Source organism: Aestuariicoccus sp. MJ-SS9 (assembly GCF_032586235.1).
Lineage (GTDB): Bacteria > Pseudomonadota > Alphaproteobacteria > Rhodobacterales > Rhodobacteraceae > Aestuariicoccus.
This window is the reverse complement of the sequence record NZ_JAWHTD010000016.1, coordinates 1-15327: the sequence shown is the minus strand read 5'-3', so window position 1 is coordinate 15327 and position 15327 is coordinate 1. Positions and strand designations below refer to the sequence as shown.

Annotated in this window: 15 protein-coding genes and 1 tRNA gene; 9 read left to right on the top strand and 7 right to left on the bottom strand. The window is 66.2% G+C overall.

What is annotated here, in order from left to right:
• Positions 1 to 32: 32 nt before the first annotated feature.
• The 3 genes from RXV88_RS12395 to pdxH form a co-directional block, all read right to left on the bottom strand.
• Positions 33 to 509: a DUF192 domain-containing protein gene (locus RXV88_RS12395; protein ID WP_316293294.1), complete on the bottom strand. Its 477-nt coding sequence runs from the start codon at positions 507 to 509 to the stop codon at positions 33 to 35.
• The gene (locus tag RXV88_RS12390) at positions 488 to 1012 is read right to left on the bottom strand and encodes a cold-shock protein (RefSeq protein WP_410468823.1); all 525 of its coding nucleotides are present in this window, start codon (positions 1010 to 1012) and stop codon (positions 488 to 490) included. The genes RXV88_RS12395 and RXV88_RS12390 overlap by 22 nt, the downstream gene beginning before the upstream one ends.
• A 114-nt stretch (positions 1013 to 1126) precedes the next feature.
• Entirely contained in the window at positions 1127 to 1732 is a 606-nt protein-coding gene (pdxH, locus tag RXV88_RS12385; protein WP_316293292.1) for a pyridoxamine 5'-phosphate oxidase, read from the bottom strand.
• 142 nt (positions 1733 to 1874) lie between these two features.
• Here pdxH and fabI point away from each other — a divergent pair, with 142 nt between their 5' ends.
• The 5 genes from fabI to trpE all read left to right on the top strand — a co-directional run bounded on the left by fabI (position 1875) and on the right by trpE (position 7964).
• Positions 1875 to 2681, top strand: a complete 807-nt coding sequence (gene fabI, locus RXV88_RS12380; protein WP_316293290.1) for an enoyl-ACP reductase FabI — start codon at positions 1875 to 1877, stop codon at positions 2679 to 2681.
• Positions 2682 to 2726: 45 nt separating this feature from the next.
• Entirely contained in the window at positions 2727 to 3230 is a 504-nt protein-coding gene (gene gpt, locus RXV88_RS12375; protein ID WP_316293289.1) for a xanthine phosphoribosyltransferase, read from the top strand.
• A gap of 130 nt (positions 3231 to 3360) precedes the next feature.
• Positions 3361 to 4557, top strand: a complete 1197-nt coding sequence (locus RXV88_RS12370; protein ID WP_316293287.1) for an aminotransferase — start codon at positions 3361 to 3363, stop codon at positions 4555 to 4557.
• A gap of 45 nt (positions 4558 to 4602) precedes the next feature.
• A complete protein-coding gene (locus tag RXV88_RS12365) occupies positions 4603 to 6450 on the top strand; it encodes a peptidylprolyl isomerase (protein ID WP_316293284.1) in 1848 nt (615 codons plus the stop codon).
• Between the two features lie 2 nt (positions 6451 to 6452).
• Positions 6453 to 7964 (top strand): anthranilate synthase component I, encoded by a 1512-nt coding sequence (gene trpE, locus RXV88_RS12360; protein WP_316293282.1) that lies wholly within the window; start codon positions 6453 to 6455, stop codon positions 7962 to 7964.
• A gap of 79 nt (positions 7965 to 8043) precedes the next feature.
• Here trpE and RXV88_RS12355 read toward each other — a convergent pair whose 3' ends face one another.
• Positions 8044 to 8448: a SufE family protein gene (locus RXV88_RS12355; protein WP_316293280.1), complete on the bottom strand. Its 405-nt coding sequence runs from the start codon at positions 8446 to 8448 to the stop codon at positions 8044 to 8046.
• A 127-nt stretch (positions 8449 to 8575) separates the two neighbouring features.
• Here RXV88_RS12355 and RXV88_RS12350 point away from each other — a divergent pair, with 127 nt between their 5' ends.
• Entirely contained in the window at positions 8576 to 9085 is a 510-nt protein-coding gene (locus RXV88_RS12350; protein ID WP_316293278.1) for a hypothetical protein, read from the top strand.
• Positions 9086 to 9101: 16 nt separating this feature from the next.
• Here RXV88_RS12350 and rnd read toward each other — a convergent pair whose 3' ends face one another.
• From rnd to purM, 3 genes are all read right to left on the bottom strand, one after another.
• The gene (gene rnd / locus RXV88_RS12345; protein ID WP_316293276.1) at positions 9102 to 10259 is read right to left on the bottom strand and encodes a ribonuclease D; all 1158 of its coding nucleotides are present in this window, start codon (positions 10257 to 10259) and stop codon (positions 9102 to 9104) included.
• 87 nt (positions 10260 to 10346) lie between these two features.
• Positions 10347 to 10940: a phosphoribosylglycinamide formyltransferase gene (gene purN / locus RXV88_RS12340; protein ID WP_316293274.1), complete on the bottom strand. Its 594-nt coding sequence runs from the start codon at positions 10938 to 10940 to the stop codon at positions 10347 to 10349.
• Entirely contained in the window at positions 10937 to 11983 is a 1047-nt protein-coding gene (gene purM / locus RXV88_RS12335) for a phosphoribosylformylglycinamidine cyclo-ligase (protein WP_316293272.1), read from the bottom strand. The genes purN and purM overlap by 4 nt, the downstream gene beginning before the upstream one ends.
• Before the next feature lie 235 nt (positions 11984 to 12218).
• Between purM and RXV88_RS12330 the strand changes: the two genes are divergently transcribed.
• From RXV88_RS12330 to RXV88_RS12320, 3 genes are all read left to right on the top strand, one after another.
• A complete protein-coding gene (locus RXV88_RS12330) occupies positions 12219 to 13652 on the top strand; it encodes a calcium-binding protein (RefSeq protein WP_316293270.1) in 1434 nt (477 codons plus the stop codon).
• Positions 13653 to 13773: 121 nt separating this feature from the next.
• Complete coding sequence (locus RXV88_RS12325; RefSeq protein WP_316293268.1) at positions 13774 to 14997, top strand: hypothetical protein; 1224 nt, start codon at positions 13774 to 13776, stop codon at positions 14995 to 14997.
• 34 nt (positions 14998 to 15031) lie between these two features.
• A tRNA-Ile gene (locus RXV88_RS12320) sits at positions 15032 to 15108 on the top strand.
• Positions 15109 to 15327 lie beyond the last annotated feature (219 nt).

Sequence of the window (15327 nt, the reverse complement as noted above, 5' to 3'; positions counted from 1 at the left end):
AGCCGCCCCGGCCCGGTTTGAAAAGGCGATTCTCACTCTGGCGCGGCGCAGGGCCAGGCCGCGTCGCCGATCGCGGGGTGCTGCATCTCGCTGCCCGGCCCGATGCCCATGGCCTTGGCCAGACCGCCATTGATCTCAAGCACGTAACGGATGCTGTCGCCGCCATCGATGGCCGTCAGATCGCCCGGAACCGCGTTCGAATGCACCCGCTGCACCACGCCCTGCGCATCCGCAAAGATCATGTCGAGCGGGATGAGCGTGTTCTTCATCCAGAAGGCCACGCGCTGGGCACGGTCGTAGACAAAAAGCATCCCCGTGGCCCGCGGCATGTCCTCGACGAACATCAGGCCCTGGCTGCGCTCTTGCGGATCGTCGGCGACGGTCACGCTGAATCGCGCGCTGCCCCAGTCGCCGCGCAGCCAGAGCGTATCCTCGCCGCACTCGGCCAGCGCCTGCCCCGCAAACAGGACAAACGCCGCCGCGAGGCTCAGTCGTTTGCCGCTTCCCATGCGCAGACCTCGGTTGCCATGCGCCCGCGCTTGCCGTCGATCACGCGGATCGCCAGCGCCTCGCCCGGGGCCAGATCGGCCAGGCCGGACCGGCGCAGCACCTCGATATGGATAAAGACGTCTTCGGTGCGCCCGAAGACATTGGCAAAGCCGAACCCCTTCGCCTTGTCGAACCATTTGACCCGCGCTGGCTCCAGCGGTGCATTGGCGATGATCTCTGGATCGATGTCCTCGAAATCCGCCAAGGGCAGCCCCTCGGAGGCCGCCGGCGGTTCGATCCGCAAAATCTCCGTCGCCTGCATGCCGCGATCCGTGCGCTGCGCTTCAATTTCGATCAGCGCGCCGTCCGCCACAGAGCCTTGTCCGTAGTTCCTCAGCACATTCGCGTGAAGCAAAATGTCAGGTCCGCCCTCGTCGGCAATAACAAAGCCGAAACCCTTTACCGGGTCGAACCATTTCACTTTACCGACCACACGACGCGTTCCCGTGTCCTGCTGTCCCAAGAGTGTGTCCACTTTTTTTTTATCCCCACCCAAGTTGTGCGCCTTGGTAAACGGAAATTGCAAGGCCCAAGAGGTGACCTATTTTGTGTCAACTCGGGGGTAAGGCCCGGTAAATCAGGGATTAAGTCGGGTGACGCTCCACGCGTCGGCAAGGTCTTGCCGGCGCCAGACGAACCGATCATGCAACCTGAACGCGCCGTCGGCCCAGAATTCAATCTCTAGCGGGTAAATCCGGAATCCCCCCCAGAACGGCGGGCGCGGCGGGTGGTTGCCGTATTTCGCCGTGACCTTGGCCACTTCGGCCATCAAAGCGGTGCGGCTCGACAGCGGCTGCGACTGGTTCGAGGCCCAGGCCCCCAGTCGGCTCTTGAGAGAGCGCGAATTGTAATATTCGTCGGCCTGTTCGCCGTCCTCGCGCTCGGTCACACCGCGCACGCGAACCTGGCGGCGCAGCGACTTCCAGTGCATCACGAATGCCGCCTTGCCGGCACCCTCGATCTCGCGCGCCTTGGCGCTGCCGTAGTTGGTGTAAAAGACGAAAGCCGCGTCTTCGATATCCTTCAGCAGCACCATCCGCGCATTGGGCAGGCCGTCGGCATCGACCGTCGACAGGGCGATGGCGTTGGGATCGTTGATCTCGGATGCCTCCGCCTCGCCCATCCAGCGGCGTGCGATCGCAAACGGATCGTCACCTGCAAAAATTCCGTCGCGTGCCGCCATGTCACCCTCCTGTCGTGGCCCTCTGCGGCTCTGATACCCACTTGCGCGCACAAAGGGAACGGCCCCCGCGCCATGATCGCTTGATAGGGCCGGGCCTATCGCCTAAAGACCGATGACAGGGAAAATTGGGCGGAGACCGGCAATGTCAAACGATCTGATGGCGGGAAAACGGGGCCTTATCATGGGTCTGGCCAACGACAAGTCCATCGCTTGGGGGATTGCCAAGGCCTGCGCCGATGCCGGGGCAGAGCTTGCGTTCTCTTATCAGGGCGAGGCGCTGATGAAACGCGTGGGTCCGCTGGCCGGACAGCTGGGCTCGGACATCGTGCTGCCCTGCGACGTGTCAGACATGGCGTCGGTCGACGCGCTCTTTGCCGCGCTGGGCGAGCGCTGGGACAACCTCGATTTCGTCGTCCACGCCATCGGCTTTTCCGACAAGTCGGAATTACGCGGCCGCTATGTCGACACCAGCCGCGACAATTTCACCATGACAATGGACATCTCGGTCTATTCCTTCACCGCAATCATGCAGCGCGCCGAGAAAATGATGAAAAACGGCGGTTCGGCCGTGACGCTGACCTATTACGGCGCCGAGCGGATCATGCCGCATTACAACGTCATGGGCGTGGCCAAGGCCGCGCTCGAGGCCTCGGTGCGTTATCTGGCCGAGGATCTGGGCAAGGACGGTATCCGCGTCAACGCCATCAGCGCAGGCCCGATCAAGACGCTGGCGGCCTCGGGCATCGGCGATTTCCGCTACATAATGAAATGGAACGAATACAATTCGCCCCTGCGCCGAAACGTGACGATCGAGGACGTGGGCAAATCCGCGCTCTACCTGCTCAGCGATCTGGGCTCGGGCGTGACCGGCGAAACCCATCACGTCGACGCGGGCTACCATGTCGTCGGCATGAAGGCCGTTGACGCCCCCGACATCACCAAGGGCTGAGCGCCCGCCGCCCCAGCCCCTCCGTTCCCGCCTAGGAGACACGCCATGACCGACCGCCTGCCGCATGAAAAAGGCTTTCACGTCAGCTGGGACCAACTGCACCGCGACGCCCGCGCTCTGGCCTGGCGGCTGCAGGGCCAGGGGCCGGACGACGGCGGCTGGCGGGCGGTCGTGGCCATCACTCGCGGCGGCATGGCCCCCGCGATGATCGTCGCGCGCGAGCTCGATATCCGTACCGTCGACACGATCAGCGTCAAATCCTACAACCACCAGACCCAGTCCGAGCCCAAGGTGATCAAATCGCCCGACATGGACATCGTCGGCGACGGCACCGGCGTTCTGATCGTGGATGACCTGGTCGACACCGGCCGCACGCTCGAAGTGGTGCGCCAGCACATGCCCAAGGCCCATGTGGCCACGGTCTACGCTAAGCCGATGGGGCGGCCCCAGGTCGACACTTTCATCACCGAGGTCAGCCAGGACACCTGGATCTTCTTCCCCTGGGACATGGCGCTGCAATACGTCAAACCCTACCGCGGCGACGAATGACGCGACCCCGACCAGACCGCGCCCGCCCCCTGCTTTCACTGATCCACAAATATCCCGGGGAGCGCGAGGGGCAGCGCCCCTCGCTCCCGTCCGCACCACATCGCGCCGCAACCGACAGGATGGCCCCGACATGACCAGCCGCACCGAATCCACCTTTCCGCCCCCGGTGATGGAGGCGCGCCGCTGGCTCGACGGCGTGACCTTCTCCGACGCCAAACCGCTCCTGAACGTCAGCCAGGCCGCGCCGGTCGATCCGCCGCCGCAGCCCCTGCTCGACGCCATGGCAGAGGCGCTGAAGGACCCCGCAACACATCTTTACGGCCCGGTGCTGGGCCTGCCGGCCCTGCGCACCGAGCTGGCGGCGCAATGGGCCGATCATTACCACGGCGCGGTCCGCCCCGATCAGGTGGCCATCACCTCGGGCTGCAACCAGGCCTTTGCCGCGGTGATCAGCGCGATCTGCACCGAAGGGGATGAAGTTATCCTTCCAACCCCTTGGTACTTCAACCATAAAATGTGGCTCGACATGGCCGGGGTCCGGGCCGTGCCGTTGGCCACCGGCGGCGATCTGATCCCGGATGCCGAGGCCGCCCGCACCTTCATCACCCCGCGCACCCGCGCCATCGCGCTGGTCACGCCCAACAACCCCGGCGGCGTCGAATATCCGGCGGACACACTCGACGCCTTCTTCGCGCTCGCCCGCGACACTGGCATCCGGCTGATCGTGGATGAGACCTACCGCGATTTCGACAGCCGCCCGACCCCGCCGCACACCCTGCTGCAGGACGCGGAATGGGACAACACGCTGATCCAGCTTTATTCCTTCTCGAAGGCCTACCGCCTGACCGGCCACCGCGTCGGCGCCATGATTGCCCATCCCGCGCTTCTGGCCGAGGTCGAGAAATTCCTCGACACGGTCGCCATCTGCCCCAGCCAGCTTGGTCAACGCGCCGCCCTTTGGGGCCTGCAGAACCTGCGCCAGTGGCTTGCGGGCGAACGCGACGAGATCCTGGGCCGCCGCCGCGCGATCGAGGACAACATGCCCAAGCTGACCGCGAAAGGCTGGCGGCTGATGGGCGTCGGCGCCTATTTCGCCTATCTCGAACATCCCTTCGCCGAAAGCAGCGCAACCCTCGCACCGAAACTGGTGCAAGAGGCCGGCATCCTGACCCTGCCCGGCACGATGTTCATGCCCGCGGACGACCCCGCCGGCGCGCGCCAGTTCCGCGTCGCCTTCGCCAATATCGACGCCGCCGGCATCGCCACGCTCTTTGACAGACTGGCCGTGCTCGACTGGCCCCTTGCGGCCCGGGAAACGGGCCAGTAGACATCCGCGACGCCGCGCGAAGAAACACCAAAGGACAGCTCCCCCATGGCCCTGAAATCCCGCAGCCTTTCCAAGACCTTCATGTGGATCGTGATGGCATTGCTGATGGTCGGCCTCGCAGGCTTCGGCGCGGTCAGCTTCACCGGCACGCAGCGCAGCATCGGGTCGGTCGGCGATCAGGAGATTTCGCTCGACCGCTACGCCCGGACACTGCAGCAGGAAATCCGCGCGGTCGAGGCGCAGACCCGCCAGCCGCTGCCCTTCCCGCAGGCGCAGGCGCTGGGGCTGCCGCAGCAGGTTCTGTCGCAGCTGGTCACCGCCGCGGCGCTCGATCACGAGGCCTTTGCGATGGGCATTTCCGTCGGCGACGCGCGGCTGGCAGACGAACTGCGACAGATCCCGGCCTTTCAGGGGCCCGACGGCAGTTTCGACCGTCAGGCTTACGGCTTTGCGCTGCAGAACGCCGGTCTGACCGAGGCGCAATTCGAGGCGGACCTGCGCGCCGAAACCGCCCGCACGCTCTTGCAGGGCGCGATCCTGTCGGGCACCGCCATGCCCGACACCTATACCGACACGCTGCTGGCCTTCGCCGGGGAACGCCGCGCCTTCACCTATGCCACGCTGACCGATACCGATCTGACCGCGCCCGTGCCGGTGCCCAGCGACAGTGACCTGACCGCCTGGTACGAGGATAACATCGACCGCTTCACCCTGCCCGAGACCAAGGTTCTGACCTATGTCTGGCTGACGCCCGAGATGATCACCGACAGCGTCGAGGTCGACGAAGATGCCCTGCGCGCCGCCTATGACGAGCGCAGCGCCGAATACAACATCCCCGAGCGCCGTCTGGTCGAGCGTCTGGTCTTTGCCGACAACGCCGCCGCGCAAACCGCCGCCGACGCCATCGCGTCCGGTGAAACCCGGTTCGAGGACGCGGTTAAGGCGCGCGGCCTCAGCCTGTCGGACATCGACATGGGCGACGTGACCCAGGCCGATCTCGACGCTGCGGGCGCCGATGTCTTCGCCGCCGCGCCGGGCGATGTGGTCGGGCCGCTGCCCACGTCGCTGGGCCCCGCGCTCTTCCGCGTGAACGGCGTGATGGCGGCGCAAAGCACCAGCTTCGAAGAGGCCATTCCCGACCTGCGCGGCGAACTGGCGCTCGACCGCGCACGCCGGGTGATCGAAACCCAGGCGCAGGATTTCGACGACCGCCTGGCGGGCGGCGCGACGCTCGAACAGCTGGCGTCCGAGACCGACATGCAACTGGGCAATATCGCCTGGTATCCCGGCGTCGATGCCGAAATCGCCGCCTATGACGCCTTCCGCGAGGCCGCCACCGCCATAGGCACCAGCGATTTCCCGGCAATCGACGGGCTGGGCGACGGCGGCATCTTCGCCATGCGCCTGGACGAGATCCGCGATCCCGCCCCGCGCCCCTTCGACGACGTGGCCGAGGACGTGGCCGCCGGCTGGGCCGACGACCAGATCACCGCCGCACTGACCGAACAGGCCGAGGCGCTGGTCTCCAGGCTGACCCAGGGCGAGACCTTTACCGACATCGGCCTTACGCCGGTCGAAGAGCCGGGGCTGACCCGCAACGCCAACGCGCGCGGCCTGCCCGCGGGCGTTCTGGCCGCCGTCTTCGACATGGCCACGTCAGCCGTGCAGAGCGTTCCCGGCGATGCCGCCGTCACGCTGGTGCGGCTCGACGACGTCCTGCCCGCCGACCGCACGTCCGAAGAGGCGCAGGCGCTGGTGCAGGCGCTGCAGAACCAGGCCGCGGGCGACATGGCGCAGGACATCTACAACGCGCTGGCCAGCGACATCCAGCAGCGCGCCGGGGTCGAGATCGACCAGACCGCGATCAACGCCGTTCACGCGCAGTTCCAGTAGCCATGGCCCTCACCCCCTCATACGACGATTTCGCCCGCGCCTTCGAGGCGGGCGAAAATCAGATCGTCTACACCCGCCTGGCCGCCGATCTCGACACACCGGTGTCGCTGATGCTGAAACTCACTGGGGCGGCCAAGGACGCCTTCATGCTTGAATCGGTCACCGGCGGCGAGGTGCGCGGGCGCTATTCCATCATCGGGATGAAGCCCGATCTGATCTGGCAGTGCCACGGTACCAAGAGCCGCCTCAATCGCCAGGCCCGCTTTGACGCCGAGGCCTTCGAGGATCTGCCCGGCGATCCCCTGACAGAACTGCGCCGCCTGATCGCCGAATCCCGCATCGACCTGCCCGAGGATCTGCCGCAGGCGGCCGCCGGGCTCTTCGGTTATCTGGGCTATGACATGATCCGGCTGGTTGAACGCCTGCCCGACGTCAACCCCGATCCGCTGGGTCTGCCCGACGCCATGCTGATGCGCCCTTCGGTGGTCTGCGTGCTGGACGGGGCCAAGGGCGAGGTGACCGTCGTGTCGCCCGCATGGGCGCAGGACGGGCTGTCGCCCCGCGCCGCCTATGCCCAGGCCGCAGAGCGGGTGATGGATGCGGTACGCGATCTCGAACGCGCGCTACCGCAGGCCAGCCGCGATCTGGGCGAGGCGCATGAAGTCGCGCCCCCGGTGTCGAACTTCACCCACGAGGGTTACAAGGCCGCGGTCGAAAAGGCCAAGGAGTACATCCGCAAGGGCGACATCTTTCAGGTCGTGCCGTCGCAGCGCTGGACGCAGGAATTCCCCCTGCCCCCTTTCGCACTTTATCGTTCTCTGCGAAGGACTAACCCCTCGCCCTTCATGTTCTACTTCAACTTCGGCGGCTTCCAGGTGATCGGCGCGAGCCCCGAGATCCTGGTGCGCGTCTTCGGGCGCGAGGTCACCATCCGCCCCATCGCCGGCACCCGCCCGCGCGGCGCGACGCCAGCCGAGGACAAGGCGCTGGAACAGGATCTGCTGGCCGACAAGAAGGAACTGGCCGAACACCTGATGCTGCTCGACCTGGGGCGCAACGACACCGGGCGTGTCTCCAAGATCGGCACCGTGCGCCCGACCGAGCAATTCATCATCGAACGCTACAGCCACGTCATGCACATCGTGTCGAACGTGGTCGGCGAGCTGTCGGAGGATCACGACGCACTCTCGGCCCTCCTGGCCGGTCTGCCCGCCGGCACCGTCAGCGGCGCCCCCAAAGTGCGCGCGATGGAGATCATCGACGAGCTCGAGCCGGAAAAACGGGGCGTCTACGGCGGCGGCGTGGGCTATTTCAGTGCGGGCGGCGACATGGACATGTGCATTGCGCTCCGCACCGCCATCGTGAAGGACCGCAAGCTTTACATCCAGGCCGGCGGCGGTGTGGTCTACGACAGCGATCCCGAGGCCGAGTACCAGGAAACCGTTCACAAGTCCAACGCCATCCGCCGCGCCGCCGCCGATGCCGCACGCTTTACCCGGGACGGCAATAGCTGACCCCGCCCTTTCACTGATCCAAAAATTTCCCGGGGAGTGTGAGGGGCTGGCCCCTCACTCCGACGCCGGCCAAAAGCGATCAGTCTGCCGCCAGCAACCGTATCCGCTCGATCATCGCGCGCAGACCGTTCGAACGTTGCGCCGAAAGATGATCGTTCAGGCCCAGCCGTCCCAGCTCGGCCCGCGCATCGACCCCGCCGACATCCGCCAGCGGCAGCCCGTCGTAAAGCCGGTGCAGCACGGCGATCAGCCCGCGCACGATCATGGCGTCGCTGTCGCCCTGAAAGTGGAACCTGCCATCCTCGATCTTGGGATGCAGCCAGACCTGGCTGGCGCAGCCGTCCACCTTGGTGGCGGGCACTTTCAGCGCATCGTCCATGGGCGCCATCGCGCGGCCCATCTCGATCACCATCCGGTACCTGTCTTCCCAATCGTCGAGAAACTCGAAATCCTCGACCACTTCCTCGAACGCCGCCTGGGCCATGCCGTCTCCTTGTCTCTGTTGCCGAAGACCTAGGCAGACCGATGGCGAAGGTCCAGACCCGCTTGACGCTTTTCAAGGCGCGCGCAATGCGTTACGCCCGTATCCGAGGGAAAAAAGGCGGCGTGCGATGATCAAACCCATTTCGGTGCTTCTGGTTTCGGCCCTGGTTCTGACCAGCTGCGGCACGGTGCGCGAGTCGCGCTTCAATCCGTTCAACTGGTTCGGGCGCGGCGTGTCCGAACCGGTGGCCAATGCCGATTCCACGGTCAATCCGCTGATCCCGCGCCGCCGCGCCAACATTTTCCGGCAAGAGGCCGAGACCGCCTATCGCGGCACGCCGGTGGCCGAGATCACAGAGTTGCTGATCGAACGGCGCCCGGGCGGCGCGATCCTGCGCACCACCGGTCTGGCCAACCGGCTGGGGCCCTTCGACGTGCGGCTGGTGCCGGTGGCCGAGGAATCCGACGGCGCGACCCTGACCTATACGCTGAGCGCGCTGCAGCAGCCCGGGCCGCGCAACACCGGGCCGCGCGCGCGCCAGATCACCGCGGCGCTCTGGCTGACCGATCAGCAACTGGCGGGTGTGCGCACGATCCGGGTGCGCGGGCTGACCAACATCCGCACCGCGCGCCGCTGACGGCCGTTACTCGATTTTAAAGTTCGATCACTTCCACCGACCGGCCCTTCGCGGCCAGGGCGATCTCGCCCTCGCAAAGCCGCAGCGCGTCCTCGCCAAACACTTCGCGCCGCCAGCCCGACAGGGCCGCCACGTCGCGCAGCCCGGCGGCAATCGCGTCAAGGTCGCTCGACGGCGCGATCAGCCTTGAGGCCACGCCCGAGCTTTCGGTCTTGGCCTTCAGCAGCACCCGCAAAAGATCGGCCAGCGCCGGGTTGACCTGCAGCTTGTCGCGGCTGGTGTCGGGCTTGGGCAGATCGTCTTTCGGGGTGTCGACCCCTTGCTTGACGGCGGTCAGGATCCCCTCGGCGATGTCGCCGCGCCGCGCCTCGCGCAAAAGCAGCCGGGACCGGCCCAGATCCGCCAGGCTCTGCGGTTTGGTCGAGGCCAGCTCGACCAGCGCGTCGTCCTTGAAGATGCGCGCGCGCGGCACGTTGCGCGACTGCGCCATATCCTCGCGGAACCGGGCCAGCTCGCGCACCACGGCCAGGAACCGGGGGCTGTTCGAGCGCACCTTGATGCGCTTCCAGGCCTCGTCGGGGCGGGTGATGTAGGTCTCGGGGTTGGTCAGCACCGCCAGCTCCTCGGCGACCCAGCGGTCGCGCCCGGTCTGTTCCAGCTTGCGGGCCAGGAATTCGTAGATCTGGCGCAGATGGGTCACGTCCGCCAGCGCATAGGTCTTTTGCGCATCGCTCAGCGGGCGGCGCGACCAGTCGGTGAAGCGCGAGGATTTGTCGAGCGACTGCTTGGCGATCCGCTTGACCAGCGTCTCATAGCCCACCTGCTCGCCGAAACCGCAGACCATCGCCGCCACCTGCGTATCGAAGAGCGGCGCGGGGATCACCCCGTTGTCGATGAAGAAAATCTCGAGATCCTGGCGCGCGGCGTGGAACACCTTGACCACGCTTTCGTCGCGAAAGAGCGCCATCAGCGGGTCGAGCGACAGCCCATCGGCCAGCGGATCGACCAGCACTGCATCCGCCTCGTCCTTGCCCGGCAGGGCCAGCTGGATGAGGCACAGCTTGGAATAATAGGTGCGTTCGCGCAGGAACTCGGTGTCGACGGTGACATAGTCCGCCGCATGCGCCCGGGTGCAAAAGGCGTTCAGATCGTCCGTCGTGGTGATGGTTATCATCTGTAAAGCTTCGTTCTTTTGTTATTCAATCGTGTGCCCGGTCGGGGCACCATAGGGGGTAACGCCGGTCAAAACCAGATCGTTCCGTCAGCCGGTCTGGACAGACGGAGTGTCACGCAAAACAAACTGCCGCAGCATGGCGGGATAGAGCCGGTGTTCCTCCTCAAGCACACGCGCGGCCAGGGTTTCGGGCGTGTCGCCGGTCAGCACCGGCACGCGGGCCTGGCCCAGGATCGGACCGTCGTCAAGCTCGGGCGTGACCTCATGCACGGTGCAGCCATGCTCGGTCTCTCCGGCGTCAAGCGCGCGGGCGTGGGTGTGCAGGCCACGGTATTTGGGCAAGAGCGACGGGTGGATGTTCAGCATCCGCCCGCGCCAGCGCGACACGAAGCCCTCGGTCAGCACCCGCATGAATCCGGCCAGGCAGATCAAATCCGGTTGGTAAGCCATCAGCGTCGATTGCAGCGCGGCCTCGAAGGCCGCCCGGTCACCCTTGAAGGGCCGGTGGTCCACCACCTCGGTCGGCACGCCGCGCTCGCGCGCGCGTTCCAGCCCCTTGGCGTCGGCGGAATTGGCCAGCACGACGCAAGGCCGCGCGGGATGATCGCCGGTCATGCTTTCGACCAGCTTGACCATGTTCGATCCGCTGCCCGAGATCAGGATCGCCACACGTCTGGTCACGCAAGCGTCCCGTCGTACCGCACACCCTCGCCCGCCGTGACCCTGCCCAGCCGCAGGACCGTCTCGCCCGCCTCGGACAGCACCGTGCTCAGCGCGTCGGCGCGGGCGGCCTCGACCACAACGACCATGCCGATGCCCGAATTGAAGGTCTTGAGCATCTCGCCGGTGTCCATCGCGCCGGTGTCGCGCATCCATGCGAAGACCGGCGGCAACGTCCAGGCGCCAAGGTCGATCTGCGCGCGCAGGCCATCGGGCAGAACGCGCGGCAGGTTCTCGGTCAGCCCGCCGCCGGTGATATGGGCCAGCGCATGGACGTCGCCCGCCTTGATCGCCGCCAGCGCCGGTTTGACGTAAAGCCGCGTGGGCGTCAGCAGCGCAGCACCCAGCGACCCTTCGGCCCAGGGGCAGGCCGCGTCCCAGCCCAGCCCCGAATGCGCCACCAGCTTGCGCACCAGGCTATAGCCGTTGGAATGCACCCCGTCGCTGGCGAGCCCCAGCAGCACGTCGCCCGCCCGCACGCCGTCGGGCAACGCGGTGCCGCGTTCCATCGCGCCCACGGCAAAGCCCGCGAGATCGAAGTCACCCGCCGGATACATGCCCGGCATTTCCGCCGTCTCACCGCCGATCAGCGCACATCCCGACTGCGCGCAGCCCTCGGCGATGCTCTCGATCACCTTGGCGGCGGTCTCGGTTTCCAACTTGCCGGTGGCGAAATAATCGAGGAAGAACAAGGGCTCCGCCCCCTGACAGACCAGATCGTTGACGCACATCGCCACCAGGTCGATGCCCACGCCCTCGACATGGCCGGTATCGATCGCGATGCGCAGCTTGGTGCCCACGCCATCCGTGGCGGCCACCAGCACCGGGTCGTCATAGCCCGCGCCCTTGAGGTCGAAAAGCGCGCCAAATCCGCCCAGCCCGCTCATCACGCCGGGCCGGTTGGTGCGCTTGGCGGCGGGCTTGATCCGCTCGACCAGCGCATTGCCCGCGTCGATATCCACGCCCGCGTCGGCATAGGTCATGCCGGGTTTCTGATCGCTCATGAGGGCTCCCCTTCGGTCACTGCGGCGGCTTTAGCGCAACGGCCCGTCGAAGGAAAGCGCCGGTTGCGGGCGCGGGTCTTGTACCGGCATTTCGGGTCCTGGCCGATGCGCCGCCCCCCGGTCGGCGCTCGTGCCCCAAATGCCACAGGCCGCCTGCGCGGCGGACAACCGATTTGCAATGGACCCCGCGCGCGTGCCAACTGATTTCCAAAGTGTTTTGAAAAGGTTGATCGCAATGCCAACGCTGACTTTCGACGGGATCGGTGCGTATTATTTCCAGTCCTATTCCACCGACGGCGGCGATTACGATTTCGGCACCCAGCCGGTCACGCTGAGCGTGACGTTAAGCGACGACCACCTCGCGGTCATAAATGGCGGTGCCATCGAGACGCTGGCCGGATCGATCAGCGACATCACCGCGACCTATCCCAATTTCGGTTCGATTGTCCTGAGTTTCGATGACTTCTCGTACGAATTCACCGATGACGGTTACTGGCCAACCCGGACGCAATGGTCGGTCGAGCGCATTTACCACCCCGGCGGGGTGACCGACACCCTGGTGCTGGATTGGCGGGAAGACACGGAATTCAGCATCGATTCCGACGACTACACCTTCTGGTTCCCGCTGGCGGGACCCGACATCGCCCTGCTGACCTATGGCGAGATCTTCGGCGATCCGCCCTTGCTGGACAGCGAAGCGGTCGAGGACGGCCCGCTTGCGGACGCCGAAGGCTTTTCGTTCTTCACCGCGGCCGAGGGCGGCTATCCCGGGCCCGAGGTCATCCCCGGCGTCGCGCTGACCGCCGATCCCGAGGGCAGCTATCTCAACGGCGGCGCGGGGCGCGACACGCTTACGGGCGGCGATGGCGACGACCTGATCCCGGGCCGCGGTGGCAGCGACAGGCTTTACGGCAACGGCGGCAACGACGCCCTGGCAGGCGGCGACACGATCGAAGGCGGGGATGGCGACGACACCATCGGCGGCGGCACCGGCAACGACGTGATCCGGGGCGGCCTGGGCAACGACCTGATCGGCGGCGGCCAAGGCGACGACATGATCTGGGCCGGTGTATACAACGATTTGAGCAGCGATACCGTCTCGGCGGGCCTCGGCGACGATTATGTTTGGGCGGGTGAAGGCGACGACCTCTTGTCCGGCAGTTTCGGCGACGACACCATCTATGCGGGCGACGGTAACAACATTGTCGGCGGCGGTCAGGGGCACGACAGGATCGAGGGATCGGGCGGCAACGACCAGTTCTTTGCCGGGTCCGGCGCCGATACCCTGCACGGGCTGAGCGGCGACGATCTGCTTTTCGGCGGCGACGGGTCGGATCGTCTGGCCGGCGGCTTTGGGGCCGACACCTTGCGCGGCGGCCGTGGCGACGATCAGCTTTTCGGCAACTGGTTCGGGCCGGGCGTCGGCCCGGCGGATGGCGAGGTCGACATCTTCCAGTTCAACGCCAACATCAACAACGGGTCCGACACGATCGGCGGCTTCGACGCCGGGCTCGACATCATCGAGATCAGAGGCCTGACGAGTGTCGCGCAGATCGACGTCACCTCTGCCGCCGGATCCGAGCTGACCTTCGGCTTCGGCCCGTCGCAGATCAGAATGCTGGGCCTGACGACCGAGGATTTCGAGACCCTGATCTTCGAATTCGTCTGACGCCAGCGGGCCACGCCGTCGCGACGGCCCGGCAAAGAAAAGCACCGCTTGCGGGCGCGGGCGTTGTATGACCCGCTCAGGTTGATAGTGTACCCCGGTACGGTACCCGAAAGTCGCGTCTATGCCCGAAACCACGTGGCCCTGGCTGCATGCCCACGGCCCGCTCATCGCCCTCTTGGGCCTGATCGTCGCGGTGCTGGCGCTGGTCCTGCCGCTGGCGTTGGCGCGCTATCAGTCCTTCGGCCTGCGCGACATGGTGAGGGACCGCCCCAGCCACCCGGGCCTGATCGAGGATTACAGCGTCTCACGCTCCGCCGGCTATTACCGCGCCATCGACCGGCTTCTGGGCTTGGCCGACCAGATCTACGGCCCCGCGTTTCTGGGCCGGGCGGCTTTCGACCGGTGCCTGCAGATCGCGTTCTTCTATCCGCTGCTGGCGATCCTGATCGCCTGGATGGGCTGGGGCACGGCGACAATCGGCGGCTTGTCTGTTTTCGAACAAAGCTACGACTTCTGGGGCGGGATGTGGCGCGGGGCGGTGGTTCTGCTGCTGATCGCCGGCACGGTAATGTTTCTGCCGCGCTGGGTCCGGTGGTGGGATGCCAGACTTGACCGGGCGATAGAAACGGCAAAGGCTGTTGACCAACGGGCTGGTTTTCTATCGAAGGCAGCCCGTTGGTCAGAAGTCGGTGTCGGTGCCGGTTTCGTTGCCGGTGTCGTTGCCGGTGTCGGTGCCGGTTTCGTTGCCGGTGTCGGTGTCGATCCAACGGAGATAAGCACCCTTCTGCTCTTCCTTCTCATCCTGCCCCTCCTCAACGCCCTGGCCGATTTCGCCTCGCTCGCCGCGACCCGCCGGTACCTGACCAATATGTCGCGCCGCCGCCCCGGTGCCCTCGGCATCCTGCACGATGTCGCGCTCGACATCGGCGCCGCCGCCGTTGCCCTGGGCGCGCTGGTGACAGCGATCATCGGCCTGCTGGAGCTTTGGCAAATGGCCTTCCCTCAGACACTGGCCTTCGACTGGCGCGGCTTCCGCGACGCCGTTCTGGCCGGTGATACCGGGCAGGTCAGCGTGCTGGTCCTGATGGCCGGCACGACGCTCTTGCCCACGATCATCCATGCCGTGATCGGCCTCGCCGGGCTCTGGGCCGCCGACAGCCCGTCCTGGGCCAAGGCCGTGCAGGAATTGTGCAACCCGCCCGAGGAACTGTCGATCCACTGGGCCGAAAAGGTCGTGCGCCTGATCCGCCGGGGCCGCGCCTGGGCCTGGGCCCGCGCGATCATCGTCGTGGTCCTGCCCTGCCTCGCCGGGCTATGGTGGCTCTGGAGCATGCTCACCGCTTGACCCGCCCGCGCGCACTGAATACCAAACGCTTCGGGGGCCTGTAGCTCAATTGGTTAGAGCAGAGCGCTCATAACGCTTTGGTTGCGGGTTCGAGTCCTGCCGGGCCTACCATTCCCCCCGCGCAATACCGCCCCGGACGTGATCCGGGCCTCCCGGCCAACAGCCGTCTCAGGCATGATACCAGATGCCGGCGCGGGCGGACATCGGGTGCCTCACCAATACCGCCGCCGGCATATGCACCGCGCGTGCACCGCTGCTAGAGCGTCGTCCATTTAATCTGCAACATATCCGGCAGCCTTGAAGAGGTTTCTGCACTCGTTTGGCGGGAAG